This is a genomic window from Pseudomonas sp. P129 (genome assembly GCF_020312195.1).
Classification (GTDB): domain Bacteria; phylum Pseudomonadota; class Gammaproteobacteria; order Pseudomonadales; family Pseudomonadaceae; genus Aquipseudomonas; species Aquipseudomonas fragariae.
Genome location: NZ_JAGPYS010000005.1, coordinates 78,828 through 103,328, shown reverse-complemented (window position 1 = coordinate 103,328; position 24,501 = coordinate 78,828). Strand labels below are relative to the sequence as shown.

The following is a 24,501-nucleotide window of genomic DNA, read 5'->3' as shown; positions in this document are numbered from 1 at the left end:
ATTGCGATGACGCCTCTCGACGCCAAGCGCCCGCTGCAGCTCAACCACCTGGGCCAGCTGCGCCATTTCCTGTCTCTGGACGGCTTGCCCCGCGAGCTGCTCACCGAAATTCTCGACACCGCCGACTCGTTCCTCGAAGTCGGCGCCCGGGCGGTCAAGAAAGTCCCGTTGTTGCGCGGCAAGACGGTGTGCAACGTGTTCTTCGAGAACTCCACGCGCACCCGGACCACCTTTGAACTGGCGGCCCAGCGCCTGTCAGCCGACGTGATCACGCTGAACGTCTCGACCTCGTCCACCAGCAAGGGTGAAACGCTGTTCGACACCTTGCGCAACCTCGAAGCGATGGCCGCCGACATGTTCGTCGTGCGCCACGCCGACTCGGGTGCGGCGCATTTCATTGCCGAGCACGTGTGCCCGGACGTCGCGATCATCAACGGCGGCGACGGCCGCCATGCTCACCCGACCCAGGGCATGCTCGACATGCTGACCATCCGCCGTCACAAGGGCGGTTTCGAGAACCTGTCGGTGGCCATCGTCGGTGACATCCTGCATTCACGGGTGGCACGCTCGAATATGCTGGCGCTCAAGGCGCTGGGCTGCCCGGATATCCGCGTGATCGGGCCGAAAACCCTGCTGCCGGTGGGCGTCGAACAATACGGGGTCAAGGTCTACACCGACCTCAACGAAGGTTTGAAGGACGTGGACGTGGTCATCATGCTGCGTCTGCAGCGTGAGCGCATGACCGGTGGCCTGCTGCCCAGCGAAGGCGAGTTCTACCGCCTGTTCGGCCTGACCACCGCCCGTTTGGCGGCGGCGAAGCCGGATGCGATTGTCATGCACCCCGGCCCGATCAACCGCGGCGTGGAAATCGAATCGGCAGTGGCCGACGGCGCGCATTCGGTGATTCTCAATCAAGTGACTTACGGTATCGCGATCCGCATGGCGGTGCTGTCCATGGCCATGAGCGGACAAAACGCACAACGCCAATTCGAACAGGAGAACGCCCAGTGAAGCTCAGCATCCTCGGCGCTCGCGTCATCGACCCGGTCAGCGGGCTGGATCAAATCACTGACCTGCACCTCGAAGCAGGCAAACTCAGCGCCATCGGTTCGGCCCCGGCGGGTTTCGAGCCCACGCAGACCATCGACGCTACCGGGCTGGTCGCAGCACCGGGCCTGGTCGACCTCAACGTATCCCTGCGCGAGCCTGGCTACAGTCGCAAGGGCAGCATCGCCAGCGAAACCCGCGCGGCGGTGGCAGGCGGCGTGACCAGCCTGTGCTGCCCGCCACGTACCAAACCGGTGCTCGACACCTCGGCGGTGGCCGAGCTGATCCTCGACCGCGCCCGTGAGGCCGGATTCAGCAAGGTGTTCCCCATCGGAGCGCTGAGCAAGGGCCTGGACGGCGAACAGCTGGCAGAGCTGATCGCCCTGCGCGACGCAGGTTGCGTAGCCTTCGGCAACGGTCTGAGCAGCTTCAGCAACACCCGCACGCTGTGCCGGGCGCTGGAATATGCGGCGACCTTTGACCTGACGGTGATTTTCAACTCGCAGGATCGTGATCTGGCCGAAGGCGGTCTGGCGCACGATGGTCCGACGGCCAGCTTCCTGGGCCTGGCGGGCATTCCCGAGACGGCCGAAACCGTGGCGCTGGCTCGCGACCTGTTGCTGGTCGAACAGAGCGGTGTACGCGCGCACTTCAGCCAGCTGACCAGTGCGCGTGGCGCGGCGCTGATCGCCCAGGCGCAGGCACGCGGTCTGCCGGTAACGGCGGATGTCGCGCTGTATCAGTTGATTCTGACTGACGAGGCGCTGATCGACTTCTCCAGCCTCTATCACGTCCAGCCGCCGCTGCGCACCCGCGCTGACCGCGATGGCCTGCGTGAAGCGGTGAAGAGCGGTGTCATCCAGGCGATTTCCAGCCATCACCAGCCGCACGAACGCGATGCCAAGCTGGCACCGTTTGGCGCTACGGAGCCGGGCATCAGCAGCGTCGAACTGCTGCTGCCGCTGGCCATGACGCTGGTGGATGACGGCCTGCTGGACCTGCCGACCCTGATCGCCCGCCTGAGCAGCGGCCCGGCCGCCGCGCTGCGCCTGCCGGCCGGCAAGCTGAGCGCAGGAGCGCCTGCCGACATCGTCCTGTTCGACCCGGCCGCCTCGACGGTTGCCGGCGAGACCTGGCTGTCAAAAGGCGAAAACTGCCCCTTCATCGGCCACTGCCTGCCCGGCTCGGTACGCTACACACTGGTGGATGGACGGATCAGCTACAGCCGCTGAGCCCGCTCCGGGCTCTCGCTCCCGCACAGAGCGCTCATCGTTATGCACAAGTCCGCTTTTGATTCTGGCCGAAGGCCGTGGGAGCGAACTTGTTCGCGAAGGGTTTCGACTACCGTGCGACGCTCCGCGTCGGCATGCCGTTCTGGACGCTCTGCGTCCGGTCTTGAGCATGCGGCGCGGCGCAGATTTGTGACGCGGAGCGTCACGACAGGCATTCCTAAGCAGAGCGTGAGGAACGATAGGTGTCCGGGCCGCGCTCTGCGTCAGCCCTTCGTCCCAGCCTCACCCGCGTCGGGCGTTCTTCATCGAGATCTGGTCATTCAATGTCCAGAAGTCATAAAGGATGCCGACCAGAAACAACCCGCCGGTAAACAGGTAGATGATCCCGGTAATCCACTTGCCCTGGTACATGCGGTGCACGCCGAACAGGCCGAGGAAGGTCAGCAGCACCCACGCCACGCTGTAGTCGGTGGAGCCGGGTGTGAAGCGCAGGTCGGCGTCACGGTCCATCGACGGGATCAGGAACAGGTCGATCAGCCAGCCGATGCCAAACAGACCGAACGTGAAGAACCAGAGGGTCCCGGTGACCGGTTTGCCGTAGTAGAAGCGATGCGCTCCCAGGACCCCGAAAATCCACATCAGGTAGCCCATGACCTTGCTGTGTGTGTCTGAACGATAGGCGTTCATTTTTGCCCTCTTTGCGCTGATAGAAAAAAATACATAACAAAATTGTGACTTGGTTTCCCTATTCCGACGTATGGCACATGAGGCGGTTTAATGCCGCCAAGCCCTTGTCGCTAAAGGGATTAGCCCGAAAAAAGAAAGAGTCTGTCGCATAAAACGCAATGATGCCACTGTGATGCGCTCGACAAATGGGGTCAGTTTTTTTGAAAAAGCTGTTATAAAGTTGCGCGCTGACCACCATGAGCCCTGCCGAATGCGTCCTTTTTTCAAGACATGGCTAACCATTTGCCTATTTATGCCTCTGGCCGCCCACGCCACCAATCGTGAGCAACAACTTCCTGCGAGCTTCTCGGGCTACACCGCCAAAAGCCACTCTTCACCGGCACTCGCGACTCGCAATGCCCCCCAGGAAGCCACCACCACCCGAACTCAGTACGGCGCCACCGCTGCCGTCCAGAAGCCGCTTTCACGCAAGAACGCCAAGAAAGTCGCGGCCTTGCAGGCTTCCGCCCCCGCCAAGCAAGGCAGCGCCGTTGTAAAGCGCGCCTTGCAGGCTGTGGGCACGCCTTATCGCTGGGGCGGCACCACGCCTGGCAAAGGCCTGGACTGCAGCGGACTGGTCAAATACGCCTACACGGATGTCCGTGAGGTCGACCTGCCGCGCACCTCCAATGCCATGGCCCAAGGTCATGGTCAGACCGTGGATCGCAAGGACCTGAAGCCCGGTGATCTGCTGTTCTTCAACATCAAGAGCCGCAACATCAACCACGTCGCCATTTACCTGGGCGACAACAAGTTCGTTCATGCGCCGCGCCGTGGCAAGGCCGTAACTGTCGATACGCTGAACAAACCGTATTGGAACAGCCACTACAAGATTGCCAAGCGTGTGCTGCCCAAGCAGGCAGGGCAGATGCGTGTGGTTCAGCGCTGATCCTGGCCTGAATCTGCGCTCTGCAGGCTGCATCTGAAAAAGGGGTCTTGAACGCGTTCAAGACCCCTTTTTCGTTCCTGCAGCATCCCTGTGATCAGAAGTTATCCGGCACCTTGGCGCGTTCGCGTGCGCTTTCGCGGGTGATCAGCCCCTTTTTCACCAGATCGGCCAGGCACATGTCCAGCGTCTGCATGCCCATCGAGCCGCCCGTCTGGATCGACGAATACATCTGCGCCACTTTGTCCTCGCGGATCAGGTTACGGATCGCCGGGGTGCCCATCATGATTTCGTGCGCCGCCACGCGTCCGCCGCCGACCTTCTTGAGCAACGCCTGCGAGACCACGGCGTGCAGCGATTCGGAGAGCATCGAGCGAATCATCGATTTTTCCTGAGCCGGAAACACGTCGACGATCCGGTCGATGGTCTTGGCGGCTGACGTGGTGTGCAGCGTGCCGAATACCAGGTGGCCAGTTTCAGCAGCGGTCAGCGCCAGGCGGATGGTCTCCAGGTCACGCATTTCACCGACCAGAATCACGTCCGGGTCTTCACGCAACGCCGAGCGCAGCGCCTCCGAGAAGCCCAGCGTGTCGCGGTGAACCTCACGCTGGTTGACCAGGCACTTCTTCGACTCGTGGACGAATTCGATCGGGTCCTCGATGGTCAGAATATGGTGATGCTTATTGTTATTGAGGTAGTCGATCATTGCCGCCAGGGTGGTCGACTTGCCTGAGCCGGTCGGCCCGGTAACCAGAATCAGGCCGCGCGCCACGTCGGTAATCTTGCGAAACACATTGCCCATGCCCAAGTCTTCCATGCTCAGGATTTTCGAGGGAATGGTCCGGAATACCGCGCCAGCACCGCGGTTCTGGTTGAAGGCGTTGACCCGAAACCGCGCCACGCCCGGCACTTCAAAGGAAAAGTCGGTTTCCAGCCGCTCTTCGAAATCCTGCCGTTGCTTGTCGTTCATGATGTCGTAGATCAGCGCCTTGACCTCCTTCGCGTCCAGCGGGGGCAGGTTGATACGCCGCACATCGCCGTCGACGCGGATCATCGGCGGCAGACCTGCAGAGAGGTGCAAGTCCGACGCGCCCTGTTTGGCACTGAAGGCCAACAGCTCGGTAATATCCATACAGCTCCTCAATCACATAGAATGCCGCAGACCTTAGCCTGACTGGCGCAAATCAATGTCCACGATAGCAGCTAACATTTCAACGCTCGAACAGCGAATTCGCGACGCAGCGCTTGCCGCCGAGCGCGATCCGGCGTCCGTCGGCCTGCTGGCGGTGAGTAAAACCAAGCCTGCCAGTGACCTGCGTGAAGCTTACAACGCAGGCTTGCGCGATTTTGGCGAAAATTATTTACAGGAAGCGCTGGGCAAACAGCTCGAACTGAGCGACCTGCCCTTGTGCTGGCACTTCATTGGCCCCATTCAATCGAACAAGACGCGAGCTATCGCCGAGAACTTCGACTGGGTACATTCCGTGGACCGCCTGAAAATCGCGCAACGCCTGTCCGAGCAACGCCCCGAAGCGCTTGAACCGCTGAACATCTGCATTCAGGTGAACGTCAGTGGCGAGGCCAGCAAGTCGGGCTGTACGCCTCAGGACCTGCCTGCGCTGGCCGCTGCCATCATCGCCCTGCCGCGACTCAGGTTGCGCGGCCTGATGGCCATCCCCGAGCCCACAGACGATCCTGCGGCGCAGGACGCATCCTTCGCCGCCGTACGCGCGCTGCAGGAGCAGTTGAACCTGGCGCTCGACACACTTTCCATGGGCATGAGCCACGACCTGGAAGCCGCCATTGCACAAGGCGCAACCTGGGTGCGCATCGGCACCGCTCTTTTTGGCGCCCGCGACTATGGCCAGCCATAACCTCTTCACAAGGACCCCTTCATGAGCAAGACCCGTATTGCCTTCGTCGGTGCCGGTAACATGGCCGCCAGCCTGATCGGCGGCCTGCGCGCCCAGGGCGTGGAGGCGGCACTGATCAGTGCCAGTGCGCCGGGTGCCGAAACCCGCGAACGCATTGCCAACGATCACGGCATCCAGGTATTCGCTGACAACGCTGACGCCATCAAGGGTGTCGACGTGGTGGTACTGGCAGTCAAGCCGCAGATGATGAAAACCGTCTGTCAGGCCTTGAAGTCCGGTCTCGAACCTCACCAGCTGATTGTTTCGGTCGCGGCCGGCATCACCTGCGCCAGCCTGACGCAATGGCTGGGCGAGCAGCCGGTGGTGCGCTGCATGCCCAATACGCCCTCGCTGCTGCGTCAGGGTGCCAGCGGGCTGTACGCGACCGACAACGTCACGCCCGAGCAGCGTGAGCAGGCCGAGGCGTTGCTGGCCGCGGTCGGCATCGCGGTCTGGGTCGAGCAGGAAAAACACATGGACGCTGTCACGGCCGTTTCCGGCAGTGGCCCGGCGTATTTCTTTCTGATGATGGAAGCGATGACAGCGGCAGGCGTGAAACTGGGTCTGCCGGAGGACATCGCTAAAAAGCTGACCCTGCAGACAGCGCTGGGCTCGGCCCTGATCGCGACTGGCAGTGATGCAGGCGCGGGCGAACTGCGTCGTCGCGTCACTTCGCCGGGCGGGACCACCGAGGCGGCTATCAAGGCATTTCAGGCGGGCGGCTTCGAGGCACTCGTGGAAACGGCACTGACCGCCGCAGACCATCGTGCAGCCGAGCTGGCTGAACAACTGGGCAAATAATTTTCGGGTTTTCTGGAGCAGATCGATGATCGGATTGAACACCGCTGCAATTTACGTCCTGCAGACGCTTGGCAGTCTTTACCTGCTGATCGTACTGTTGCGCTTTGTCCTGCAACTGGTACGGGCCAACTTCTACAACCCGCTGTGCCAGTTCATCGTGCGCGCCACCCAGCCGCTGCTCAAGCCGCTGCGGCGCATCATCCCCAGCCTGTTCGGGCTGGACATGTCGTCGCTGGTGCTGGCGATCATCGTGCAGATGATCCTGATGGCCCTGACCCTGCTGCTGATGTTCGGCACCACGGGCGACCCGCTGCACCTGCTGCTGTGGTCGATCATCGGCGTGACCGCGCTGTTCCTGAAGATCTTCTTCTTTGCCCTGATCATCAGCGTGATTCTGTCGTGGGTCGCACCGGGCAGCCACAACCCCGGCGCGGAACTGGTCAACCAGATCTGCGAACCGGCACTGGCACCGTTCCGCAAGATCGTCCCGAATCTGGGCGGCCTGGACATCTCGCCGATCCTCGCATTCCTGGTGCTCAAACTGCTGGACATGCTGGTCATCAACAACCTCGCCGCTATGAGCAACATGCCGGATGTGCTGCGGTTGTTGATGTAAGCACTCTTGTTCCAACGTTCCAATGCTCGACGTTACACACAAGTCCGCTTTTGATTCTGGCCGTAGGCCGTAGGAGCGAACTTGTTCGCGAAGGGGTAGGTACATCCAAAGAGGATATATCGACCCAAGCAACGCCTTCGCGAACAAGTTCGCTCCTACAACAGCCTTAACTATCGTGCCGTTGATTTGCGTCTCACAATATCCCTTATTGCCGCTGCACCCCGCGGTCTTTAGACTTACGCCTCATTTATGCGAGAGCAGGGTCGATGCCCACGGTATTCCCTCACGATTCTGTCGGACTGGTCACGCCGCAAACGGCGCATTTCAGCGAGCCTCTGGCGCTGGCCTGCGGGCGTTCGTTGCCAGCCTATGACCTGATTTACGAAACCTACGGTCAACTCAACGCCGCACGCAGCAATGCCGTGCTGATCTGTCATGCGCTGTCCGGGCATCACCATGCCGCAGGCTTCCACAGCGCTGACGACCGCAAACCCGGTTGGTGGGACAGCTGTATCGGTCCCGGCAAGCCGATCGACACCACTAAGTTTTTCGTCGTCAGCCTCAACAATCTGGGCGGTTGCAACGGCTCGACCGGGCCGAGCAGCATTGACCCGGACACCGGCAAGCCGTTCGGCGCCAATTTCCCGGTGGTGACCGTGGAAGACTGGGTCAACAGCCAGGCCCGGCTGGCCGATCTGCTCGGCATCGACACCTGGGCTGCGGTGATTGGCGGCAGCCTGGGCGGCATGCAGGCGCTGCAATGGACCATCAGTTATCCGAACCGCGTACGCCATTGCCTGGCAATTGCCTCGGCGCCCAAGCTGTCGGCACAGAACATCGCGTTCAACGAGGTGGCCCGCCAGGCCATTCTCACCGACCCGGAATTTCACGGTGGCTCGTTCCAGGAACGCGGCGTGATTCCCAAGCGCGGCCTGATGCTGGCGCGAATGGTCGGGCACATCACCTACCTGTCGGATGACTCGATGGGCGAGAAATTCGGCCGTGGCCTGAAGAGCGAAAAACTCAACTACGACTTTCACAGCGTCGAGTTCCAGGTCGAAAGCTACCTGCGCTATCAGGGCGAAGAGTTTTCCGGGCGTTTCGACGCCAATACCTACCTGTTGATGACCAAGGCACTGGATTACTTCGACCCTGCGGCAAACTTCAACGACGACCTGGCCAAGACCTTCGCCAACGCCACCGCCAGGTTCTGCGTGATGTCGTTCACCACCGACTGGCGCTTCTCGCCGGCCCGCTCGCGGGAACTGGTGGACGCGCTGATGGCCGCGCGCAAGGACGTCTGCTACCTGGAAATCGATGCACCGCAGGGCCACGACGCCTTTCTGATCCCGATTCCGCGCTACTTGCAGGCTTTCGGTAATTACATGAACCGAATTTCGTTGTGAGGACGCCATGAGAGCCGATCTGGAAATCATTCAGGAATGGATTCCCGCAGGCAGCCGCGTGCTCGACCTGGGCTGCGGTGACGGCGAATTGCTGACCTGGCTGCGTGACCACAAACAGGTCACCGGCTACGGGCTGGAAAACGACGCGGCCAACATTGCCGAGTGTGTTGCCAAGGGCATCAACGTTATCGAGCAGGACCTCGACAAGGGGCTGGGCAACTTTGCCAGCAACAGCTTCGATGTCGTGGTCATGACTCAGGCCCTGCAGGCGGTGCATTACCCGGACCGCATCCTCGACGAGATGCTGCGCGTCGGTCGCCAGTGCATCATCACCTTCCCGAATTTCGGTCACTGGCGCTGCCGCTGGTATCTGGCGAGCAAGGGCCGCATGCCGGTGTCCGAATTCCTGCCGTATACCTGGTACAACACGCCGAACATTCACTTCTGCACCTTCGGCGACTTCGAAGAGCTGTGCCGCGAGCGCGATGCGCAGGTGCTCGACAGGCTGGCGGTCGATCAGCAGCACCGTCACGGCTGGGCCAGCAAACTCTGGCCTAATCTGCTCGGCGAGATCGGCATCTATCGCGTCACAAGCCCCGGGCTGACGGACCACAGGATTGCCGTTTAATCGACCGTTTCCAAGCACCACGACAGGCCAACCATGAACCTCACACAACTCGTACTGGCCAGCCACAATGGCGGCAAACTCAAGGAACTCCAGGCCATGCTCGGCGACAGCGTAACGCTGCGCTCGGTCAGCGAGTTCAGTCTGGTGGAGCCGGAAGAAACCGGCCTGTCATTCGTCGAGAATGCGATCCTCAAGGCACGCAACGCCGCGCGCCTGTCCGGCCTGCCTGCGCTGGCCGACGACTCGGGGCTGGCGGTGGACTTTCTCGGCGGTGCGCCGGGTATCTATTCGGCACGTTACGCCGATGGTCAGGGCGATGCCGCCAACAACGCCAAGCTGCTGGAGGCGCTCAAAGACGTGCCGGACGACCAGCGTGGTGCGCAGTTCGTGTGCGTATTGGCACTGGTACGCCACGCCGACGACCCATTGCCGATCCTCTGTGAAGGGCTGTGGCACGGGCGCATCCTGCACGCTGCCAGCGGCGAACACGGCTTCGGCTATGACCCGCTGTTCTGGGTACCGGAGCGCAACTGCTCGAGCGCCGAACTGGGCCCGACCGAAAAAAACCAGCTCAGCCACCGCGCCCGCGCCATGGTCCTGTTGCGGCAACGCCTGGGTCTGCAATGACCCACGATTCGCCTGCGCAGCCGCTGTTTCTCGGCGAGAGCGGCTTCTCGTCAGAGAGCCCGCGCCCTGCGCTGCCGCACCTGCCGCCGTTGTCGCTATACATCCATATTCCGTGGTGCGTGCGCAAATGCCCGTACTGCGACTTCAACTCGCACACCGCCAGCCCGGTGCTGCCGGAACAGGAATATGTCGACGCCCTGCTCGCCGACCTCGACCTTGACCTGCCGCACGTCTACGGCCGCGAGCTGCAATCGATCTTCTTTGGTGGCGGTACGCCGAGCCTGTTCAGCGCCGATGCGCTGGGGCGCCTGCTGCAAGGCGTCGAACAGCGCATCCGCTTTGCCAGCGACATCGAGATCACCCTGGAAGCCAACCCCGGCACCTTCGAACAGGCCAAGTTCAGCGCCTATCGCGGCCTGGGCATCAATCGGTTGTCGATCGGCATTCAGAGCTTTCAGGAATCCAAACTCAAGGCGCTGGGCCGCATTCACAACGGCGACGAAGCGATTCGCGCCGCCGACATGGCGCGCCGGGCCGGTTTCGACAACTTCAACCTGGACCTGATGCACGGCCTGCCGGATCAATCCCAGGACGAAGCACTGGCCGATCTGCGCCAGGCCATTGCCCTCGCGCCGACCCACCTGTCCTGGTATCAACTGACCCTGGAGCCCAACACGGTGTTCTGGAATCAGCCACCGGTGCTGCCCGAAGACGACATTCTCTGGGACATTCAGGAAACCGGACAGCAGTTGCTGGCCACTCATGGCTACGCGCAGTACGAAGTGTCGGCTTATGCACAGCCCGGGAAACCGGCGCGGCATAACCTCAACTATTGGGCGTTCGGTGATTTCATCGGCATCGGCGCAGGCGCACACGGCAAGCTGAGCCACCCGGACGGGCGCATTGTCCGTACTTGGAAAACACGGCTGCCCAAGGATTACCTGAACCCGGACAAGCCGTTTCAGGCCGGTTCCAAGCTGTTGCCGCTCGATGAATTGCCGTTCGAATTCCTGATGAACGCACTGCGACTGACAAATGGTGTGGACGCTGCGTTATTTCGCGAAAGAACCGGTCTAAGCCTCGATTCGCTGGCCGAGGCGCGTCGACAGGCTGAACAAAAGGGCTTGCTGCACCAGGACCCGACACGCCTGATCGCCACGCCACAAGGCCAGCTGTTCCTCAATGACCTGCTGCAATACTTTCTGATCTAAGGACCCTGCATGGATTTCGTACTCGACTTGCTCGCCACCGTTTCGCGCTGGAGTCGCAGCAATCTCTCGGAAATCGCGCTCGCGCTGGTGGGCTGCCTGCTGGTGCTGTTCGGCTCGGACATCAAAGGCTGGCTGGAACAGCGAATCAGCGGCATTACCGGCGCCCTGCGCATCCCGCTCATCGCCCTGCTGTGCGCCGTGGGCAGCGGCGCGGCGCTGATCTACGCCACACCGTGGGTAGTGCGCGGCCTCAGCCAGTTCAACAACTACAGCCTGGCACCGGTGCTGTTGGTGGTGCTGGTGCTGATCGGGGTGATTGCCGACCGCAAGTAAGCGCTGCTTTTTCAAACGCAGCAAAAAGCCCGGCATCTCTGCCGGGCTTTTGCTTTTACCTTCTACCGATGCGGATCAAGGTACCAGTTTGTCCAGCAACGCCTTGTCACGCACCGCGCCCTTGTCGGCGCTGGTCGCCAGCAGGGCGTAGGCCTTGAGGGCGGTGGTCACTTTGCGCGGACGCGACTCGACAGGCTTCCAGCCTTTCTTGTCCTGTTCGGTGCGACGCTCGGCCATCTCGGCATCGTCGATCAGCAGGTTGATCGAGCGATTGGGGATGTCGATCAGCACCTTGTCACCGTCGCGCACCAGACCGATCGCGCCACCTGCCGCCGCTTCCGGCGAGGCGTGGCCGATGGACAGGCCGGACGTACCGCCCGAGAAACGGCCGTCAGTCAGCAGCGCGCAATCCTTGCCCAGCCCCTTGGACTTCAGGTAGGACGTCGGGTAGAGCATTTCCTGCATGCCCGGACCGCCTTTCGGGCCTTCGTAGCGGATGATGACAATGTCGCCCGCCTTGACTTCGTCAGCGAGAATCCCGCGCACCGCGCTGTCCTGGCTTTCGAAGATCTTCGCGTTGCCTTCGAAGACGTGGATCGACTCGTCGACACCGGCGGTTTTCACCACGCAGCCGTCCAGGGCGATGTTGCCGTATAGCACGGCCAGGCCACCTTCCTGCGAATAGGCGTGCTGGACGCTACGGATGCAGCCGTTTTCACGGTCGTCATCCAGGCTGTCCCAACGGGTCGACTGGCTGAACGCGGTCTGCGTCGGGATGCCCGCCGGGCCTGCCTTGAAGAAGGTGTGCACGGCTTCGTCGTCAGTCTGGGTGATGTCCCATTTGGCGATGCCTTCGGCCAGGGTCTTGCTGTGTACGGTCGGCAGGTCGGTGTGCAGCAGGCCGCCACGCGCCAGCTCGCCGAGGATGCTGAAGATCCCGCCCGCGCGGTGCACGTCTTCCATGTGGTACTTCTGGATGTTCGGCGCGACCTTGCACAGCTGCGGCACCTTGCGCGACAGACGGTCGATATGGCGCAGGTCGAAGTCGATCTCGGCTTCCTGGGCCGCTGCCAGCAAGTGCAGGATGGTGTTGGTCGAACCGCCCATGGCGATGTCCAGCGTCATGGCGTTCTCGAACGCCTTGAAGTTGGCGATGTTGCGCGGCAACACCGAATCATCGTTTTCCTTGTAGTACTGACGGCACAGGTCAACGATGGTGCGGCCGGCCTGCAGGAACAGTTGCTCGCGGTCGCTATGGGTGGCGAGTGCGGAACCGTTGCCCGGCAGGGCCAGGCCCAGTGCCTCGGTCAGGCAGTTCATCGAGTTGGCGGTGAACATGCCGGAACACGACCCGCAGGTCGGACAGGCGCTGCGCTCATACTCGGCGACTTTTTCGTCACTGGCTGTCGAGTCGGCGGCGATGACCATCGCATCGACCAGATCCAGGCCGTGGCTGGCCAGTTTGGTCTTGCCCGCTTCCATCGGCCCGCCGGAGACGAAGATCACCGGAATGTTCAGGCGCAACGACGCCATCAGCATGCCGGGGGTGATCTTGTCGCAGTTGGAAATGCACACGATGGCGTCGGCGCAATGCGCGTTGACCATGTACTCGACCGAGTCGGCAATGATCTCGCGGCTCGGCAGCGAATAGAGCATGCCGTCGTGGCCCATGGCGATGCCGTCGTCGACCGCAATGGTGTTGAATTCCTTGGCCACGCCACCGGCGCGTTCGACTTCACGCGCGACCAGCTGGCCCATGTCCTTGAGGTGGACGTGGCCCGGTACGAACTGGGTGAAGGAGTTGGCAATGGCAATGATCGGTTTCTTGAAATCTTCGTCCTTCATGCCCGTGGCGCGCCACAGGGCACGGGCGCCGGCCATGTTGCGGCCGTGGGTGGAGGTTTTCGAGCGGTAATCAGGCATTGGAGCACTCCGGCAAAAATAAGGCTGAATCAGGAAGGGAGTGAGCTTCTATTGACGTCGCGGACGAGCGGCAGTGACCGCAGGCAGCGAAGAAACCGAACACCACGGGATCACCGTGTACTCGGCCTGAGCTCATAAACCCGCCGGGGATGACTGGCGATGAATAGCGCCGATTCTACACCGCCGGGTGGTTTGGTGGGGTCCGAATATCGGTCTTGGCACGGCGTTGCAGATCCCGATGGACAAAAGGCTATCAGCCCATCTATCTTCCTCGCCAGGCCGCCTCATGTGGCCACGTCGCTCGGACGGTTCCGGGCGCTTACGTACGCGAGATACTCATGGCAGACCAAGGTTCGCCGCGCCGCTTTGCGCGCATCGATCGACTCCCCCCTTACGTGTTCAACATCACCGCCGAGCTGAAAATGGCTGCTCGTCGTCGCGGTGAGGACATTATCGACCTGAGCATGGGCAACCCCGACGGGGCCACACCGCCGCACATCGTCGACAAGCTGATCACCGTCGCCCAGCGCGAAGACACCCACGGCTACTCCACCTCGCGCGGCATTCCACGCCTGCGCCGGGCGATTTCCAACTGGTACAAGAAGCGCTACGAGGTCGACATCGACCCTGAAAGCGAAGCAATCGTGACCATTGGTTCCAAGGAAGGCCTGGCCCACCTGATGCTCGCCACACTGGACCAGGGCGACACGGTGCTGGTGCCCAACCCCAGTTACCCGATCCACATCTACGGTGCCGTGATTGCCGGCGCCCAGGTGCGATCGGTGCCGCTGGTGCCTGGCGTGGACTTCTTCGACGAGCTGGAAAAAGCCATTCGCGGCTCGATTCCCAAGCCGAAGATGATGATTCTGGGCTTTCCGTCCAACCCGACTGCGCAATGTGTGGAGCTGGACTTCTTCGAGCGCGTGGTGGCCCTGGCCAAACAGTACGACGTGCTGGTGGTGCATGACCTGGCGTACGCCGACATCGTCTACGATGGCTGGAAAGCCCCGTCGATCATGCAGGTGCCGGGTGCCAAGGACATTGCCGTGGAGTTCTTCACCCTGTCCAAGAGCTACAACATGGCCGGCTGGCGGATTGGTTTCATGGTCGGCAACCCCGAACTGGTGAATGCACTGGCGCGGATCAAGAGTTACCACGACTACGGTACCTTCACGCCACTGCAGGTGGCGGCGATTGCCGCGCTGGAAGGCGATCAGCAATGCGTGCTCGACATTGCCGAGCAGTATCGCCAACGCCGCAACGTACTGGTCAAGGGCTTGCACGAACTGGGCTGGATGGTCGAGAACCCCAAGGCCTCGATGTACGTCTGGGCGAAGATTCCACAGGCCTATGCGCACCTGGGTTCGCTGGAGTTCGCCAAGAAGCTGTTGGCCGAAGCCAAGGTGTGTGTCTCGCCGGGCATCGGTTTCGGTGAGTACGGCGACGATCATGTGCGCTTCGCCCTGATCGAGAACCAGGACCGCATCCGCCAGGCCGTTCGTGGCATCCGCAGCATGTTCAGGGCCGACGACAAGCTCAAGTCCTGAGCCCCCACTGAGACACCGCGCCTGCTGACCGACTGCGCTCGGCAGGCGCGGACGCTGCAGCCGACTGCCTCCCCACACCTGACCGACAGTCGCTTCGGCAATTTTTGATTTCTGCAAATCGCTGCAGACCGGTATGATCGCGCGCCCCGATACACCCGGAAGCCTGACCTGAAATGAAACCCACCTTGATCGCCGCCGCAGAACTCGATCGCATCGACACCTGGGCCAAATACTCCAGCCACATGTGCGGGGGCTGCGTGTCCAGTTGCTGCACGTTGCCGGTAGAAGTGAAGATCAAGGACCTGATCCGCATCGGCATCGTCGATGAGTTCGAACGCGGCGACCCGGCGAAGAACATCGCCAAGCGTCTGCAGAAAGAAGGCATCGTCGAGCGCTACAACCAGAAGTCCGAGATCTTCACCTTGCAGCGCATGAGCAACAACGACTGCCTGTACCTGGACCGCAAAAGCCGCCTGTGCACCATCTATGACAAGCGCCCGGACACCTGCCGCAACCACCCGAAAGTCGGGCCGCGCCCCGGTTATTGCGCGTACAAGCCCAAAGAAGTCGTGCGTCAGGAAAGCGGCTCACTGCGAAACGCCACCAGCGCGCCAGTGCCGAAATTCTGATTCGTGAAAGACGGCGCAGCACGCCGAACATCATGGTTTTCAATCAAGCCCCGCACAGGGGCTTTTTTGTGCGCGATGGAAAAAGCCTATCGATGTTAAATTTTGTGAAAAATAAAAATACTTCACATTATTTACTCATTGATTCACTATCCGATTCACAGATCAGAACAATAAAGTCCGAATGTCGGCTTCACAGGCATCGGCACTGACTTCGAGGATTACTGCATGACTGGCAAAAACGTTGGCGTTATCGGCCTGGGTGCGATGGGTCTGGGCATTGCTCGCTCGTTGCTGCGTAGCGGCTTCACTGTGCATGCCTGTGATGTGCGCACCAGCGTGACCGAAGCATTCGCCCAGGAAGGCGGGGTGGCCTGTGATTCTCCGGCCAGCATGGCCGCTGCCTGCGATGTGATCATCACAGTCGTAGTCAATGCCGAGCAGACCGAAACCGTGCTGTTTGGCGAAAACGGCGCCATTGCCGCGCTGCGTCCGGGCTGCCTGGTCATCGGTTGCGCCACCGTCGCGCCCACCTTCGCCGTCGAACTGGGCGAGCGTCTGGCTGCACAGAACCTGCTGTACCTCGATGCGCCGATCTCCGGCGGTGCCGCCAAGGCGGCCGCTGGCCAGATGACCATGATGACCTCCGGCCCGGCCGAGTCCTACGCCAAGGCAGAAGCCATCCTCAACGGCATGGCCGGTAAGGTCTATCGCCTGGGCGACGTCCACGGTCTGGGCTCGAAAGTCAAAATCATCAATCAACTGCTCGCGGGCGTACACATCGCCGCCAGCGCCGAAGCCATGGCTCTGGGCCTGCGCGAAGGTGTCGATGCTGACGCGCTGTATGAAGTGATCACCAACAGTGCCGGTAACTCGTGGATGTTCGAGAACCGCGTGCCGCACATCCTCAATGCCGATTACACGCCGCTGTCGGCCGTGGACATTTTCGTCAAGGACCTCGGCCTGGTGCTGGATACCGCACGCAGCAGCAAATTCCCGCTGCCACTCTCGGCCACCGCGCACCAGATGTTCATGCAGGCATCCAGCGCCGGCTTCGGTCGCGAGGATGACTCGGCCGTGATCAAGATTTTCCCGGGCATCGAGTTGCCGAAAGCCAAGCCAGAAAAAGCCTGAGGAGCGCCTGATGAGCCTGAATAACGCTCGCCCGCTGCTGGGCTGCATTGCCGATGACTTCACCGGCGCCACCGACCTGGCCAACATGCTGGTGCGGGGCGGCATGCGCACCGTGCAGAGCATTGGCATCCCCAGCGCCGAGATGGCGGCCGGTCTGGACGCCGACGCGATTGTCATCGCCCTGAAATCGCGTACCACGCCCAGCGCCGAGGCGGTGGCTGAATCCCTGGCGGCTCTGGAATGGCTGCGCGAGCGCGGCTGCGAGCAGATCTTCTTCAAGTACTGCTCGACCTTCGATTCCACTGCTGCAGGTAACATCGGTCAGGTCAGCGAAGCACTGCTGGAGCAACTGGGCAGCGATTTCACCCTCGCCTGCCCGGCCTTCCCGGAAAACGGCCGCACGATTTTCCGTGGTCACCTGTTCGTGCAGGACCAGTTGCTCAGCGAATCGGGCATGCAGAACCACCCGCTGACGCCCATGACCGACGCCAATCTGGTGCGTGTGCTGCAAGCGCAGACTAGCCACAAGGTCGGCCTGTTGCGCTATGACAGCATTGCCCAGGGCGTCGAAGGCGTGCGCAACAGAATTGCCGAGCTGCGCGCCGAAGGTGTGAGCATGGCGATTGCCGATGCCCTGTCGGATGCGGATCTGTACACCCTCGGCGAAGCCTGCGCCGACTTGCCGCTGCTGACCGGTGGCTCGGGGCTGGCGCTGGGCCTGCCGGGCAACTTCCGCAAGGCGGGCAAGCTGCGCGATATCGATGCGGCCAAACAGGTCGCCATCAGTGGCGGCGAAGTGGTACTGGCGGGTAGCGCATCGGTCGCCACCAATGGTCAGGTCGCGGCCTGGCTGGAAGCCGATCGCCCTGCGCTGCGCATCAATCCGCTGGAGCTGGCCGCTGGCAAGCCAGTGGTCGAGCAGGCGCTGGCCTTTGCCAGAGACGCCGGGCAGACCGTATTGATCTACGCCACCAGCACTCCGGACGAAGTCAAAGCCGTGCAGCAAGAACTGGGCGTCGAACGCTCCGGCGCTATGGTCGAAGCTGCACTTGGTGAAATCGCCAAAGGGCTGCTGGACGCAGGCGTGCGCCGTTTCGTGGTTGCCGGTGGCGAAACCTCCGGTGCCGTGGTTCAGGCACTGGGCGTGCAGTTGCTGCAAATCGGCGCGCAGATCGACCCGGGCGTTCCCGCCACAGTGAGCAGCGGCACACAACCGCTGGCCCTGGCCCTCAAATCCGGCAACTTCGGTGCGCGCGACTTCTTCGCCAAGGCGCTCAAGCAACTGGCGGGGGCTGCCTGATGATCGATGAAAACGCACTGCGTCAGGAAATCTGCGACGTCGGCCGTTTGCTGTATGGCCGCGGCTATACGGTTGGCAGCGCCGGCAACATCAGCGCACGACTCGACGACGGCTGGCTGATTACCCCGACCGACGCCTGCCTGGGGCGCATGGACCCGGCCGATATCGCCAAGGTCAATCTGGCCGGTGAATGGGTGTCCGGCAGCAAGCCGTCCAAAACCCTGGCCTTGCACCGCGAGGTCTACGACCGCAATCCGCAGGTCGGTGGTGTGGTGCACACGCACTCGACGCATCTGGTCGCCCTGACCCTGGCCGGGGTGTGGCAGGAAGACGACATTCTGCCGCCGCTGACGCCGTATCAGGTCATGAAGGTCGGGCATATCCCATTGATCCCTTACGAACGTCCAGGCTCGCCGAAAGTCGCCGAGCGCGTGGCGGAACTGGCCAACAGCGTGCGCGGCGTGATGCTCGAGCGCCTCGGCCCGGTGGTCTGGGAAAGCTCGGTGGCCAAGGCCTGCTATGCCCTTGAGGAACTGGAAGAGACTGCCCGTCTGTGGCTGATGAGCAACCCCAAACCTGCACCGCTGGCCCCGGCGGCGCTTGAAGAGCTGCGTCAGGTGTTCGACGCCAGGTGGTAACGGACACACGGTGATCGCGAGGCGCACTGCGCCTCCCGGTCGAAAACAATAACAACAGGAATCGAGAGCATGACTCATCCCTACCCCGCTGTTTCGTTGTCAGTCTTTACCGCCATTGACCGGAGTGCACGGGCATGACGCCGCTCATGTTGATGGTCGTGGCCGGTGCGGGCATCGCACTGCTGTTGTTTCTGGTGCTCAAGTACAAATTCCAGCCGTTTGTCGCCCTGATGCTGGTGAGCATTATCGTGGCGCTGGTCGCCGGTGTTAAACCGGCCGATCTGGTCGCCACCATTGAAGGCGGCATGGGCAAGACGCTCGGCCATATCGCGATCATCATCGCCCTGGGCGCAATGATCGGGCGCATTATCGAGCTGTCCGGCGGGGCCGAAGCACTGGCCAAGACCCTGATCAACCGCTTCGGCAACAGGCGCACGCCTCTGGCGCTGACCGTTGCCGGTTTCATGGTCGGCATTCCGGTGTTCTTCGAGGTCGGCGTGATCATTCTCATGCCGCTAGCCTATGGCGTGGCGCGTGCGGCACGCAAGCCGCTGCTGATTTTCGCGCTGCCGATGTGCGCCGCATTGCTTGCCGTGCATGCGTTTCTGCCGCCGCATCCTGGCGCTGTCGCCGCCGCCAGCCAGTTGGGCGCGGACCTGGGCCGGGTGCTGATGCTGGGCATCCCGATCGTTGCCGTGCTATGCATGATCGGCTACTTCGTCGCGGGGCGCATGACCCGCAAGACTTACCCGATGACCGATGACATCCGCGCCGAAGTCTATGGCCCGCACGTCACCAACGAAGACCTGGAAGCCTGGGCGCGCAACGATTACTCCGCGGTGCGCGAAGCGAGCGAAACCCGAACAATGGGCGTCGAAGAAAGCGCCAGCAGCCTGGCAAGCAAGCTGCCGCCCGCGCCCGCACCGGGTTTCGGACTGATCATCGCGCTGATCCTGCTGCCGATCGTGCTGATTCTGATGGGCACGCTGGCCACCACCATGTTGCCGGACACTTCCACGCTGCGCGCGGTGCTGACCGTGCTGGGCGCGCCTCTGGTTGCGCTGCTGATCGATACCCTGCTGTGCGCCTGGCTGCTGGGCTCGCGTCGCGGCTGGAGCCGTACCCAGGTGTCCGATGTGATCGGCTCGGCCTTGCCGGGTGTGGCGATGGTGATCCTGATTGCCGGCGCCGGTGGCGTATTCGGCAAGGTGCTGGTCGACACCGGCATTGGTGCCGTGGTCTCCGAGGCGCTGCGCAACACCGGTCTGCCGGTACTCGCGCTGGGCTTCCTGCTGACCCTGCTGCTGCGTGCCGTTCAGGGCTCGACCACCGTTGCACTGGTCACCACCGCAGGCATTCTCAGCCCGCTGATCGCCACACTGGACCTGAGCGCCAACCACCTGGCCCTGCTGTGTCTGGCCATGGGCGGTGGCGGCCTGGCCATGTCGCACATCAACGATGCCGGTTACTGGATGTTCACCAAGCTGGCGGGCCTCAACGTCGCCGACGGCTTGCGCACCTGGACCGTACTGGTCACGCTGCTCGGCACACTGGGCTTTGTGATCACCTTGCTGCTTTGGCCATTCGTCTGACCCTTTGAAGACTGGAGTTAACATGCCTCGTTTTGCCGCCAACCTCAGCATGCTGTACCCGCAGCATGATTTTCTTGAGCGCTTTGCCGCAGCCGCTGCCGACGGTTTCGGCGCGGTCGAGTACCTGTTTCCTTATGCTTACACGCCGCAGGAGCTCAAGCAGCGCCTGAGCGACAACGGTCTGGTGCAGGCGCTGTTCAACGCTCCACCGGGCGACTGGGACGCGTGCGAGCGAGGCATTGCCACCCTGCCGGGCCGTGAAGCGGAATTTCGCAGCGGTATCGAGCGGGCACTGGAGTATGCGCAGGTGCTGGGCAATGACCGTGTGCATGTCATGGCCGGTCTGCTGCCCAACGAAGGGTTGCGTGAGCGTCATCAGGCGGTCTATCTGGAGAATCTGGCGTTCGCGGCTGAGCAAGCCAAGAGCGCAGGCGTCACGATCCTGATCGAGCCGATCAACACCCGCGACATGCCGGGCTTCTTCCTCAACCGCCAGGATCAGGCGCAGGACATCTGCAAGCTGGTGGGCGCCGACAACCTGAAAGTGCAGTTCGACTGCTACCACTGCCAGATCGTCGAAGGCGACCTGACGACCAAGCTGCGTCGTGACTTTGCAGGCATCGGCCACATCCAGATCGCCGGGGTGCCGGATCGCAACGAACCGGACCTGGGCGAACTGAACTACGAGCACCTGTTCAACGTCATCGACGAACTGGGCTACAGCGGCTGGATCGGTTGCGAATATCGCCCGAAAGGCGATACCAGCGAAGGTCTGGCGTGGTTGCGCGAGTTGCAGGCCAAGGGCTGAACCCTGCTTTTATGGATGACGCGGAGCGTCATGAAAGGCATTCCCACGCGGAGCGTGAGGAACGATCACTCTGTAACTGTCGTGCCCAGGCACGGCAGGTTTGCGCAAGAACACTATCGTGCCCATGCTCCGCGTGTTCAGCGACCTGAGCATCAGTCCTCTACGTCGAACTGGTCCTTGATGTAGCGAATTTCAGTCCGGCCATGCGGCGCAGGCTGGCCGTCTTCGTCGAGGTTGACGAACACGATCTTCTCGACGGTCAAAATGCTTTTGCGGGTGATCTTGTTGCGTACCTGGCATTTGAGGGTGATCGAGGTGCGGCCGAACTCTGTAGCGGTGATGCCCAGTTCGATGATGTCGCCCTGACGCGAGGCACTGACGAAGTTGATTTCCGAGATGTACTTGGTGACCACCCGCTGATTACCCAGCTGAACAATCGCGTAGATCGCCGCCTCTTCATCGATCCAGCGCAGCAGGCTGCCACCGAATAACGTGCCGTTGGGGTTGAGGTCTTCGGGCTTTACCCATTTGCGGGTGTGGAAATTCATGGTCACTCCTGAGCGTCTGGCCGATGGATAGCTGCATGATGGCAGAGCCGGCGACCCGCGCCCATGCCTGCGTCATAGCGACTGTGCATCGACCCTATTACAGGCAGATGGCAATTGGATGGCCTTTAAACCGACAGAAAGTCTTGGGAAGAATCGCGAGCACCGCTATACTGCCAAACGTTTCAAAACGGTCATCTACACTTGATACCGTTCCCGCCACCTGTCCGAGGGGCGCTGCAGCAGGTTTTCCCTGTCAGGCTCGGATGGGGCGTTGTTTGCCAGGACGATCCTCGACCGGCAAACCTTAAACGCACAACGGCGCCCATTCGCATTTTTATGGAATGGAGACTCTCAATGAGTGCTGTAATGACGCCCGCAGAATTCAATGACTACAAGGTTGCCGATATTTCCCTGGCCGCCTGGGGTCGCCGCGAAACCATCATCGCCGAATCCGAAATGCCTGCCCTGATGGGTCTGCGTCGCAAATACGCCGGTGATCAGCCGCTGAAAGGCGCGAAGATTCTCGGTTGCATCCACATGACCATTCAGACCGCCGTACTGATCGAAACCCTGGTTGCCCTGGGTGCCGAAGTTCGCTGGTCGTCGTGCAACATTTTCTCGACTCAGGACCAGGCTGCTGCGGCCATCGCTGCTGCCGGCATTCCTGTGTTCGCCTGGAAAGGCGAAACCGAAGAAGAATACGAGTGGTGCATCGAGCAGACCATCCTCAAGGATGGCCAGCCATGGGATGCCAACATGATCCTCGACGACGGCGGCGACCTGACCGAGATCATCCACAAGAAATACCCGGCAATGCTGGACAAGATCCACGGCGTCACCGAAGAAACCACCACGGGCGTGCACCGCCTGCTGGACATGCTGGCCAAGGGCGAGCTGAAAATCCCGGCCATCAACGTCAACGACTCGGTGACCAAGAGCAAGAACGACAACAAGTACGGCTGCCGTCACAGCCTGAACGACGCCATCAAGCGCGGCACCGACCACTTGCTGTCCGGCAAGCAGGCGCTGGTGATCGGCTACGGCGACGTGGGCAAGGGCTCGGCCCAGTCCCTGCGTCAGGAAGGCATGATCGTCAAAGTGACCGAAGTCGACCCGATCTGCGCCATGCAGGCCTGCATGGACGGTTTCGAGCTGGTTTCGCCGTTCATCGACGGTGAGAACGACGGCACCGAAGCGAGCATCGACAAGGCACTGTTGGGCAAGATCGACCTGATCGTGACCACCACCGGTAACGTCAACGTTTGCGACTCCAACATGCTCAAGGCGCTGAAAAAGCGCGCTGTGGTGTGCAACATCGGTCACTTCGACAACGAAATCGACACCGCTTTCATGCGCAAGAACTGGGCATGGGAAGAAGTGAAGCCACAGGTTCACAAGATCCACCGTACCGGCCCAGGCTCGTTCGACGCACAGAACGACGACTACCTGATCCTGCTGGCCGAAGGCCGTCTGGTCAACCTGGGTAACGCCACTGGCCACCCAAGCCGCATCATGGATGGCTCGTTCGCCAACCAGGTTCTGGCGCAGATCTTCCTCTTCGAGCAGAAGTACGCCGACCTGGCACCCGCCAAGAAATCCGAGCGTCTGACCGTTGAAGTACTGCCGAAGAAACTCGACGAAGAAGTGGCCCTGGAAATGGTCCGCGGCTTCGGTGGCGTTGTGACCAAGCTGACCAAGACCCAGGCCGATTACATCGGCGTGACCGTCGAAGGTCCGTTCAAGCCAGACGCTTATCGCTATTGATAGATAGCTGCAAGCGATAAGCTTCAAGCTGCAAGCAAGTGCATTTCTCTTGTTTGCAGCTTGAGCTTGACGCTCGTTTCTTTATCGTTATTACACAGCCGTGAGCGGTAAGCATGAGGCTGCGGAGCCAGGCATACAGCCCTCTTGCAGCTTGTAGCTTGCAGCTAAAAGCTGGAGGCCTCCTCCCCCATGTCTCAAGAACGCCGCTTCAGCTTCGAGTTCTTTCCTACCAAGACCGACGCTGGACATGAAAAGCTGCTGACCGTTGCTCGTCAGCTCGCTACGTACAACCCCGATTTTTTCTCCTGCACCTATGGTGCCGGTGGCTCGACCCGCGACCGCACGCTCAATACCGTGCTGCAGCTGGAAAACGAGATCAAAGTCCCTGCTGCGCCGCATTTGTCCTGCGTAGGCGACAGCAAGGATGACCTGCGCAACCTGTTGGCGCAGTACAAGGATGCGGGCATCAAACGCATCGTGGCACTGCGCGGCGACCTGCCATCCGGCATGGGCATGGCCAGCGGTGAACTGCGTCACGCCAATGACCTGGTGAGCTTCATTCGCCAGGAAAGCGGCAGCCACTTCCACATCGAAGTCGCCGCCTACCCGGAAATGCATCCGCAGGCGCGCAATTTCGAAGACGACCTCAAGCACTTCGTCAACAAGGCCAATGCCGGCGCCGACAGTGCGATCACTCAGTACTTCTTCAACGCCGACAGCTATTTCAACTTTGTCGAGCGTGTCGAGAAGATGGGCGTCAGCATTCCGATCGTGCCGGGCATCATGCCGATCACCAACTACAGCAAGCTGGCGCGTTTCTCGGATGCCTGCGGTGCGGAAATCCCGCGCTGGATTCGCAAACAGCTGGAAGCCTACGGCGATGACGTGCAAAGCATCCAGGCGTTTGGCGAAGAAGTCATCACGCAGATGTGCGAACGACTGCTGCAAGGTGGCGCTCCCGGCCTGCACCTCTACACCCTGAACCAGGCGGAACCGAGCCTGGCGGTGTGGAACAACCTGCAACTGCCACGCTGAAAACGGCTGCGGCACCGCGATCCGACCGGCAGTTTCCGGGGGATCGCGGCCTCATACACCGTTGGGCAGCAGGAAAGCGGCGTATTGCGCTCGCTCTGTTATACTCCAGCCTTCCCGCCAGGCTTACGCCCGGACGCCCGGTCTTGCAATCGTCATCCGT

The 24,501-nt window shown here is 61.5% G+C and carries 24 protein-coding genes and 1 riboswitch; of the genes, 20 read left to right on the top strand and 4 right to left on the bottom strand.

Going from position 1 to position 24,501, the window contains the following annotated elements; all coding sequences use genetic code 11:
- Positions 1–6: 6 nt before the first annotated feature.
- Both KBY02_RS14335 and KBY02_RS14330 read left to right on the top strand, forming a co-directional pair.
- Positions 7–1,011, top strand: coding sequence for an aspartate carbamoyltransferase catalytic subunit (locus KBY02_RS14335; RefSeq protein ID WP_003366142.1), 1,005 nt, complete (start codon positions 7–9; stop codon positions 1,009–1,011).
- A complete protein-coding gene (locus KBY02_RS14330; protein WP_011266429.1) occupies positions 1,008–2,279 on the top strand; it encodes a dihydroorotase in 1,272 nt (423 codons plus the stop codon). The genes KBY02_RS14335 and KBY02_RS14330 overlap by 4 nt, the downstream gene beginning before the upstream one ends.
- Positions 2,280–2,561: 282 nt before the next feature.
- Here KBY02_RS14330 and KBY02_RS14325 read toward each other — a convergent pair whose 3' ends face one another.
- Positions 2,562–2,966, bottom strand: a complete 405-nt coding sequence (locus KBY02_RS14325) for an NINE protein (protein ID WP_060405936.1) — start codon at positions 2,964–2,966, stop codon at positions 2,562–2,564.
- Positions 2,967–3,216: 250 nt separating this feature from the next.
- Here KBY02_RS14325 and KBY02_RS14320 point away from each other — a divergent pair, with 250 nt between their 5' ends.
- Entirely contained in the window at positions 3,217–3,894 is a 678-nt protein-coding gene (locus KBY02_RS14320; RefSeq protein WP_050427262.1) for a C40 family peptidase, read from the top strand.
- Positions 3,895–3,988: 94 nt separating this feature from the next.
- Here KBY02_RS14320 and KBY02_RS14315 read toward each other — a convergent pair whose 3' ends face one another.
- Positions 3,989–5,023, bottom strand: a complete 1,035-nt coding sequence (locus KBY02_RS14315; protein ID WP_003404551.1) for a type IV pilus twitching motility protein PilT — start codon at positions 5,021–5,023, stop codon at positions 3,989–3,991.
- Between the two features lie 55 nt (positions 5,024–5,078).
- On the opposite strand from KBY02_RS14315, the gene KBY02_RS14310 reads away from it, so the two are divergent.
- From KBY02_RS14310 to KBY02_RS14275, 8 genes are all read left to right on the top strand, one after another.
- A complete protein-coding gene (locus KBY02_RS14310) occupies positions 5,079–5,765 on the top strand; it encodes a YggS family pyridoxal phosphate-dependent enzyme (protein ID WP_003404548.1) in 687 nt (228 codons plus the stop codon).
- 21 nt (positions 5,766–5,786) lie between these two features.
- Entirely contained in the window at positions 5,787–6,605 is an 819-nt protein-coding gene (gene proC / locus KBY02_RS14305; RefSeq protein ID WP_011266426.1) for a pyrroline-5-carboxylate reductase, read from the top strand.
- A gap of 25 nt (positions 6,606–6,630) precedes the next feature.
- Positions 6,631–7,221 (top strand): YggT family protein, encoded by a 591-nt coding sequence (locus KBY02_RS14300; RefSeq protein WP_003404543.1) that lies wholly within the window; start codon positions 6,631–6,633, stop codon positions 7,219–7,221.
- Positions 7,222–7,487: 266 nt separating this feature from the next.
- The gene (gene metX, locus KBY02_RS14295) at positions 7,488–8,627 is read left to right on the top strand and encodes a homoserine O-succinyltransferase MetX (RefSeq protein WP_011266425.1); all 1,140 of its coding nucleotides are present in this window, start codon (positions 7,488–7,490) and stop codon (positions 8,625–8,627) included.
- 7 nt (positions 8,628–8,634) lie between these two features.
- Positions 8,635–9,255 (top strand): methionine biosynthesis protein MetW, encoded by a 621-nt coding sequence (metW, locus tag KBY02_RS14290; RefSeq protein ID WP_003316724.1) that lies wholly within the window; start codon positions 8,635–8,637, stop codon positions 9,253–9,255.
- A 33-nt stretch (positions 9,256–9,288) separates the two neighbouring features.
- Positions 9,289–9,882, top strand: coding sequence for an RdgB/HAM1 family non-canonical purine NTP pyrophosphatase (gene rdgB / locus KBY02_RS14285; protein WP_024659469.1), 594 nt, complete (start codon positions 9,289–9,291; stop codon positions 9,880–9,882).
- Positions 9,879–11,093, top strand: a complete 1,215-nt coding sequence (hemW, locus tag KBY02_RS14280; RefSeq protein ID WP_024642018.1) for a radical SAM family heme chaperone HemW — start codon at positions 9,879–9,881, stop codon at positions 11,091–11,093. Before rdgB ends, hemW begins: the two co-directional genes overlap by 4 nt.
- 9 nt (positions 11,094–11,102) lie before the next feature.
- Entirely contained in the window at positions 11,103–11,426 is a 324-nt protein-coding gene (locus KBY02_RS14275) for a DUF3392 domain-containing protein (protein ID WP_002551720.1), read from the top strand.
- 75 nt (positions 11,427–11,501) lie between these two features.
- On the opposite strand, the gene ilvD is transcribed toward KBY02_RS14275, so the two are convergent.
- Positions 11,502–13,349 (bottom strand): dihydroxy-acid dehydratase, encoded by a 1,848-nt coding sequence (gene ilvD, locus KBY02_RS14270; protein WP_003432076.1) that lies wholly within the window; start codon positions 13,347–13,349, stop codon positions 11,502–11,504.
- A 338-nt stretch (positions 13,350–13,687) separates the two neighbouring features.
- Between ilvD and alaC the strand changes: the two genes are divergently transcribed.
- From alaC to otnI, 7 genes are all read left to right on the top strand, one after another.
- Entirely contained in the window at positions 13,688–14,896 is a 1,209-nt protein-coding gene (alaC, locus tag KBY02_RS14265) for an alanine transaminase (protein WP_003404530.1), read from the top strand.
- Between the two features lie 173 nt (positions 14,897–15,069).
- Entirely contained in the window at positions 15,070–15,525 is a 456-nt protein-coding gene (locus KBY02_RS14260) for a YkgJ family cysteine cluster protein (RefSeq protein WP_002551717.1), read from the top strand.
- A 225-nt stretch (positions 15,526–15,750) separates the two neighbouring features.
- Positions 15,751–16,656, top strand: a complete 906-nt coding sequence (gene ltnD, locus KBY02_RS14255) for an L-threonate dehydrogenase (protein WP_003316718.1) — start codon at positions 15,751–15,753, stop codon at positions 16,654–16,656.
- A gap of 10 nt (positions 16,657–16,666) precedes the next feature.
- Positions 16,667–17,956, top strand: a complete 1,290-nt coding sequence (gene otnK, locus KBY02_RS14250) for a 3-oxo-tetronate kinase (RefSeq protein ID WP_024659465.1) — start codon at positions 16,667–16,669, stop codon at positions 17,954–17,956.
- Complete coding sequence (locus KBY02_RS14245) at positions 17,956–18,594, top strand: aldolase (protein WP_011266420.1); 639 nt, start codon at positions 17,956–17,958, stop codon at positions 18,592–18,594. The genes otnK and KBY02_RS14245 overlap by 1 nt, the downstream gene beginning before the upstream one ends.
- A 134-nt stretch (positions 18,595–18,728) precedes the next feature.
- Complete coding sequence (locus tag KBY02_RS14240) at positions 18,729–20,186, top strand: SLC13 family permease (RefSeq protein WP_024659464.1); 1,458 nt, start codon at positions 18,729–18,731, stop codon at positions 20,184–20,186.
- 22 nt (positions 20,187–20,208) lie between these two features.
- Positions 20,209–20,994 (top strand): 2-oxo-tetronate isomerase, encoded by a 786-nt coding sequence (gene otnI / locus KBY02_RS14235; protein ID WP_057458005.1) that lies wholly within the window; start codon positions 20,209–20,211, stop codon positions 20,992–20,994.
- Positions 20,995–21,146: 152 nt separating this feature from the next.
- On the opposite strand, the gene KBY02_RS14230 is transcribed toward otnI, so the two are convergent.
- Positions 21,147–21,542, bottom strand: a complete 396-nt coding sequence (locus KBY02_RS14230) for an acyl-CoA thioesterase (RefSeq protein WP_002551711.1) — start codon at positions 21,540–21,542, stop codon at positions 21,147–21,149.
- 220 nt (positions 21,543–21,762) lie between these two features.
- Positions 21,763–21,873, top strand: a riboswitch (S-adenosyl-L-homocysteine riboswitch).
- Positions 21,874–21,896: 23 nt separating this feature from the next.
- Here KBY02_RS14230 and ahcY point away from each other — a divergent pair.
- Both ahcY and metF read left to right on the top strand, forming a co-directional pair.
- A complete protein-coding gene (gene ahcY, locus KBY02_RS14225) occupies positions 21,897–23,306 on the top strand; it encodes an adenosylhomocysteinase (RefSeq protein WP_011266417.1) in 1,410 nt (469 codons plus the stop codon).
- Between the two features lie 189 nt (positions 23,307–23,495).
- Entirely contained in the window at positions 23,496–24,341 is an 846-nt protein-coding gene (gene metF / locus KBY02_RS14220) for a methylenetetrahydrofolate reductase [NAD(P)H] (RefSeq protein WP_003404519.1), read from the top strand.
- Positions 24,342–24,501: the final 160 nt, after the last annotated feature.

Coding starts and splice junctions, on each gene's coding strand:
- KBY02_RS14335 (WP_003366142.1), top strand. CDS start 7: ATGACGCCTCTCGACGCCAAGCGCCCGCTGCAGCTCAACCACCTGGGC.
- KBY02_RS14325 (WP_060405936.1), bottom strand. CDS start 2,966: ATGAACGCCTATCGTTCAGACACACACAGCAAGGTCATGGGCTACCTG.
- KBY02_RS14320 (WP_050427262.1), top strand. CDS start 3,217: ATGCGTCCTTTTTTCAAGACATGGCTAACCATTTGCCTATTTATGCCT.
- KBY02_RS14315 (WP_003404551.1), bottom strand. CDS start 5,023: ATGGATATTACCGAGCTGTTGGCCTTCAGTGCCAAACAGGGCGCGTCG.
- KBY02_RS14310 (WP_003404548.1), top strand. CDS start 5,079: ATGTCCACGATAGCAGCTAACATTTCAACGCTCGAACAGCGAATTCGC.
- proC (WP_011266426.1), top strand. CDS start 5,787: ATGAGCAAGACCCGTATTGCCTTCGTCGGTGCCGGTAACATGGCCGCC.
- KBY02_RS14300 (WP_003404543.1), top strand. CDS start 6,631: ATGATCGGATTGAACACCGCTGCAATTTACGTCCTGCAGACGCTTGGC.
- metX (WP_011266425.1), top strand. CDS start 7,488: ATGCCCACGGTATTCCCTCACGATTCTGTCGGACTGGTCACGCCGCAA.
- metW (WP_003316724.1), top strand. CDS start 8,635: ATGAGAGCCGATCTGGAAATCATTCAGGAATGGATTCCCGCAGGCAGC.
- rdgB (WP_024659469.1), top strand. CDS start 9,289: ATGAACCTCACACAACTCGTACTGGCCAGCCACAATGGCGGCAAACTC.
- hemW (WP_024642018.1), top strand. CDS start 9,879: ATGACCCACGATTCGCCTGCGCAGCCGCTGTTTCTCGGCGAGAGCGGC.
- KBY02_RS14275 (WP_002551720.1), top strand. CDS start 11,103: ATGGATTTCGTACTCGACTTGCTCGCCACCGTTTCGCGCTGGAGTCGC.
- ilvD (WP_003432076.1), bottom strand. CDS start 13,349: ATGCCTGATTACCGCTCGAAAACCTCCACCCACGGCCGCAACATGGCC.
- alaC (WP_003404530.1), top strand. CDS start 13,688: ATGGCAGACCAAGGTTCGCCGCGCCGCTTTGCGCGCATCGATCGACTC.
- KBY02_RS14260 (WP_002551717.1), top strand. CDS start 15,070: ATGAAACCCACCTTGATCGCCGCCGCAGAACTCGATCGCATCGACACC.
- ltnD (WP_003316718.1), top strand. CDS start 15,751: ATGACTGGCAAAAACGTTGGCGTTATCGGCCTGGGTGCGATGGGTCTG.
- otnK (WP_024659465.1), top strand. CDS start 16,667: ATGAGCCTGAATAACGCTCGCCCGCTGCTGGGCTGCATTGCCGATGAC.
- KBY02_RS14245 (WP_011266420.1), top strand. CDS start 17,956: ATGATCGATGAAAACGCACTGCGTCAGGAAATCTGCGACGTCGGCCGT.
- KBY02_RS14240 (WP_024659464.1), top strand. CDS start 18,729: ATGACGCCGCTCATGTTGATGGTCGTGGCCGGTGCGGGCATCGCACTG.
- otnI (WP_057458005.1), top strand. CDS start 20,209: ATGCCTCGTTTTGCCGCCAACCTCAGCATGCTGTACCCGCAGCATGAT.
- KBY02_RS14230 (WP_002551711.1), bottom strand. CDS start 21,542: ATGAATTTCCACACCCGCAAATGGGTAAAGCCCGAAGACCTCAACCCC.
- ahcY (WP_011266417.1), top strand. CDS start 21,897: ATGAGTGCTGTAATGACGCCCGCAGAATTCAATGACTACAAGGTTGCC.
- metF (WP_003404519.1), top strand. CDS start 23,496: ATGTCTCAAGAACGCCGCTTCAGCTTCGAGTTCTTTCCTACCAAGACC.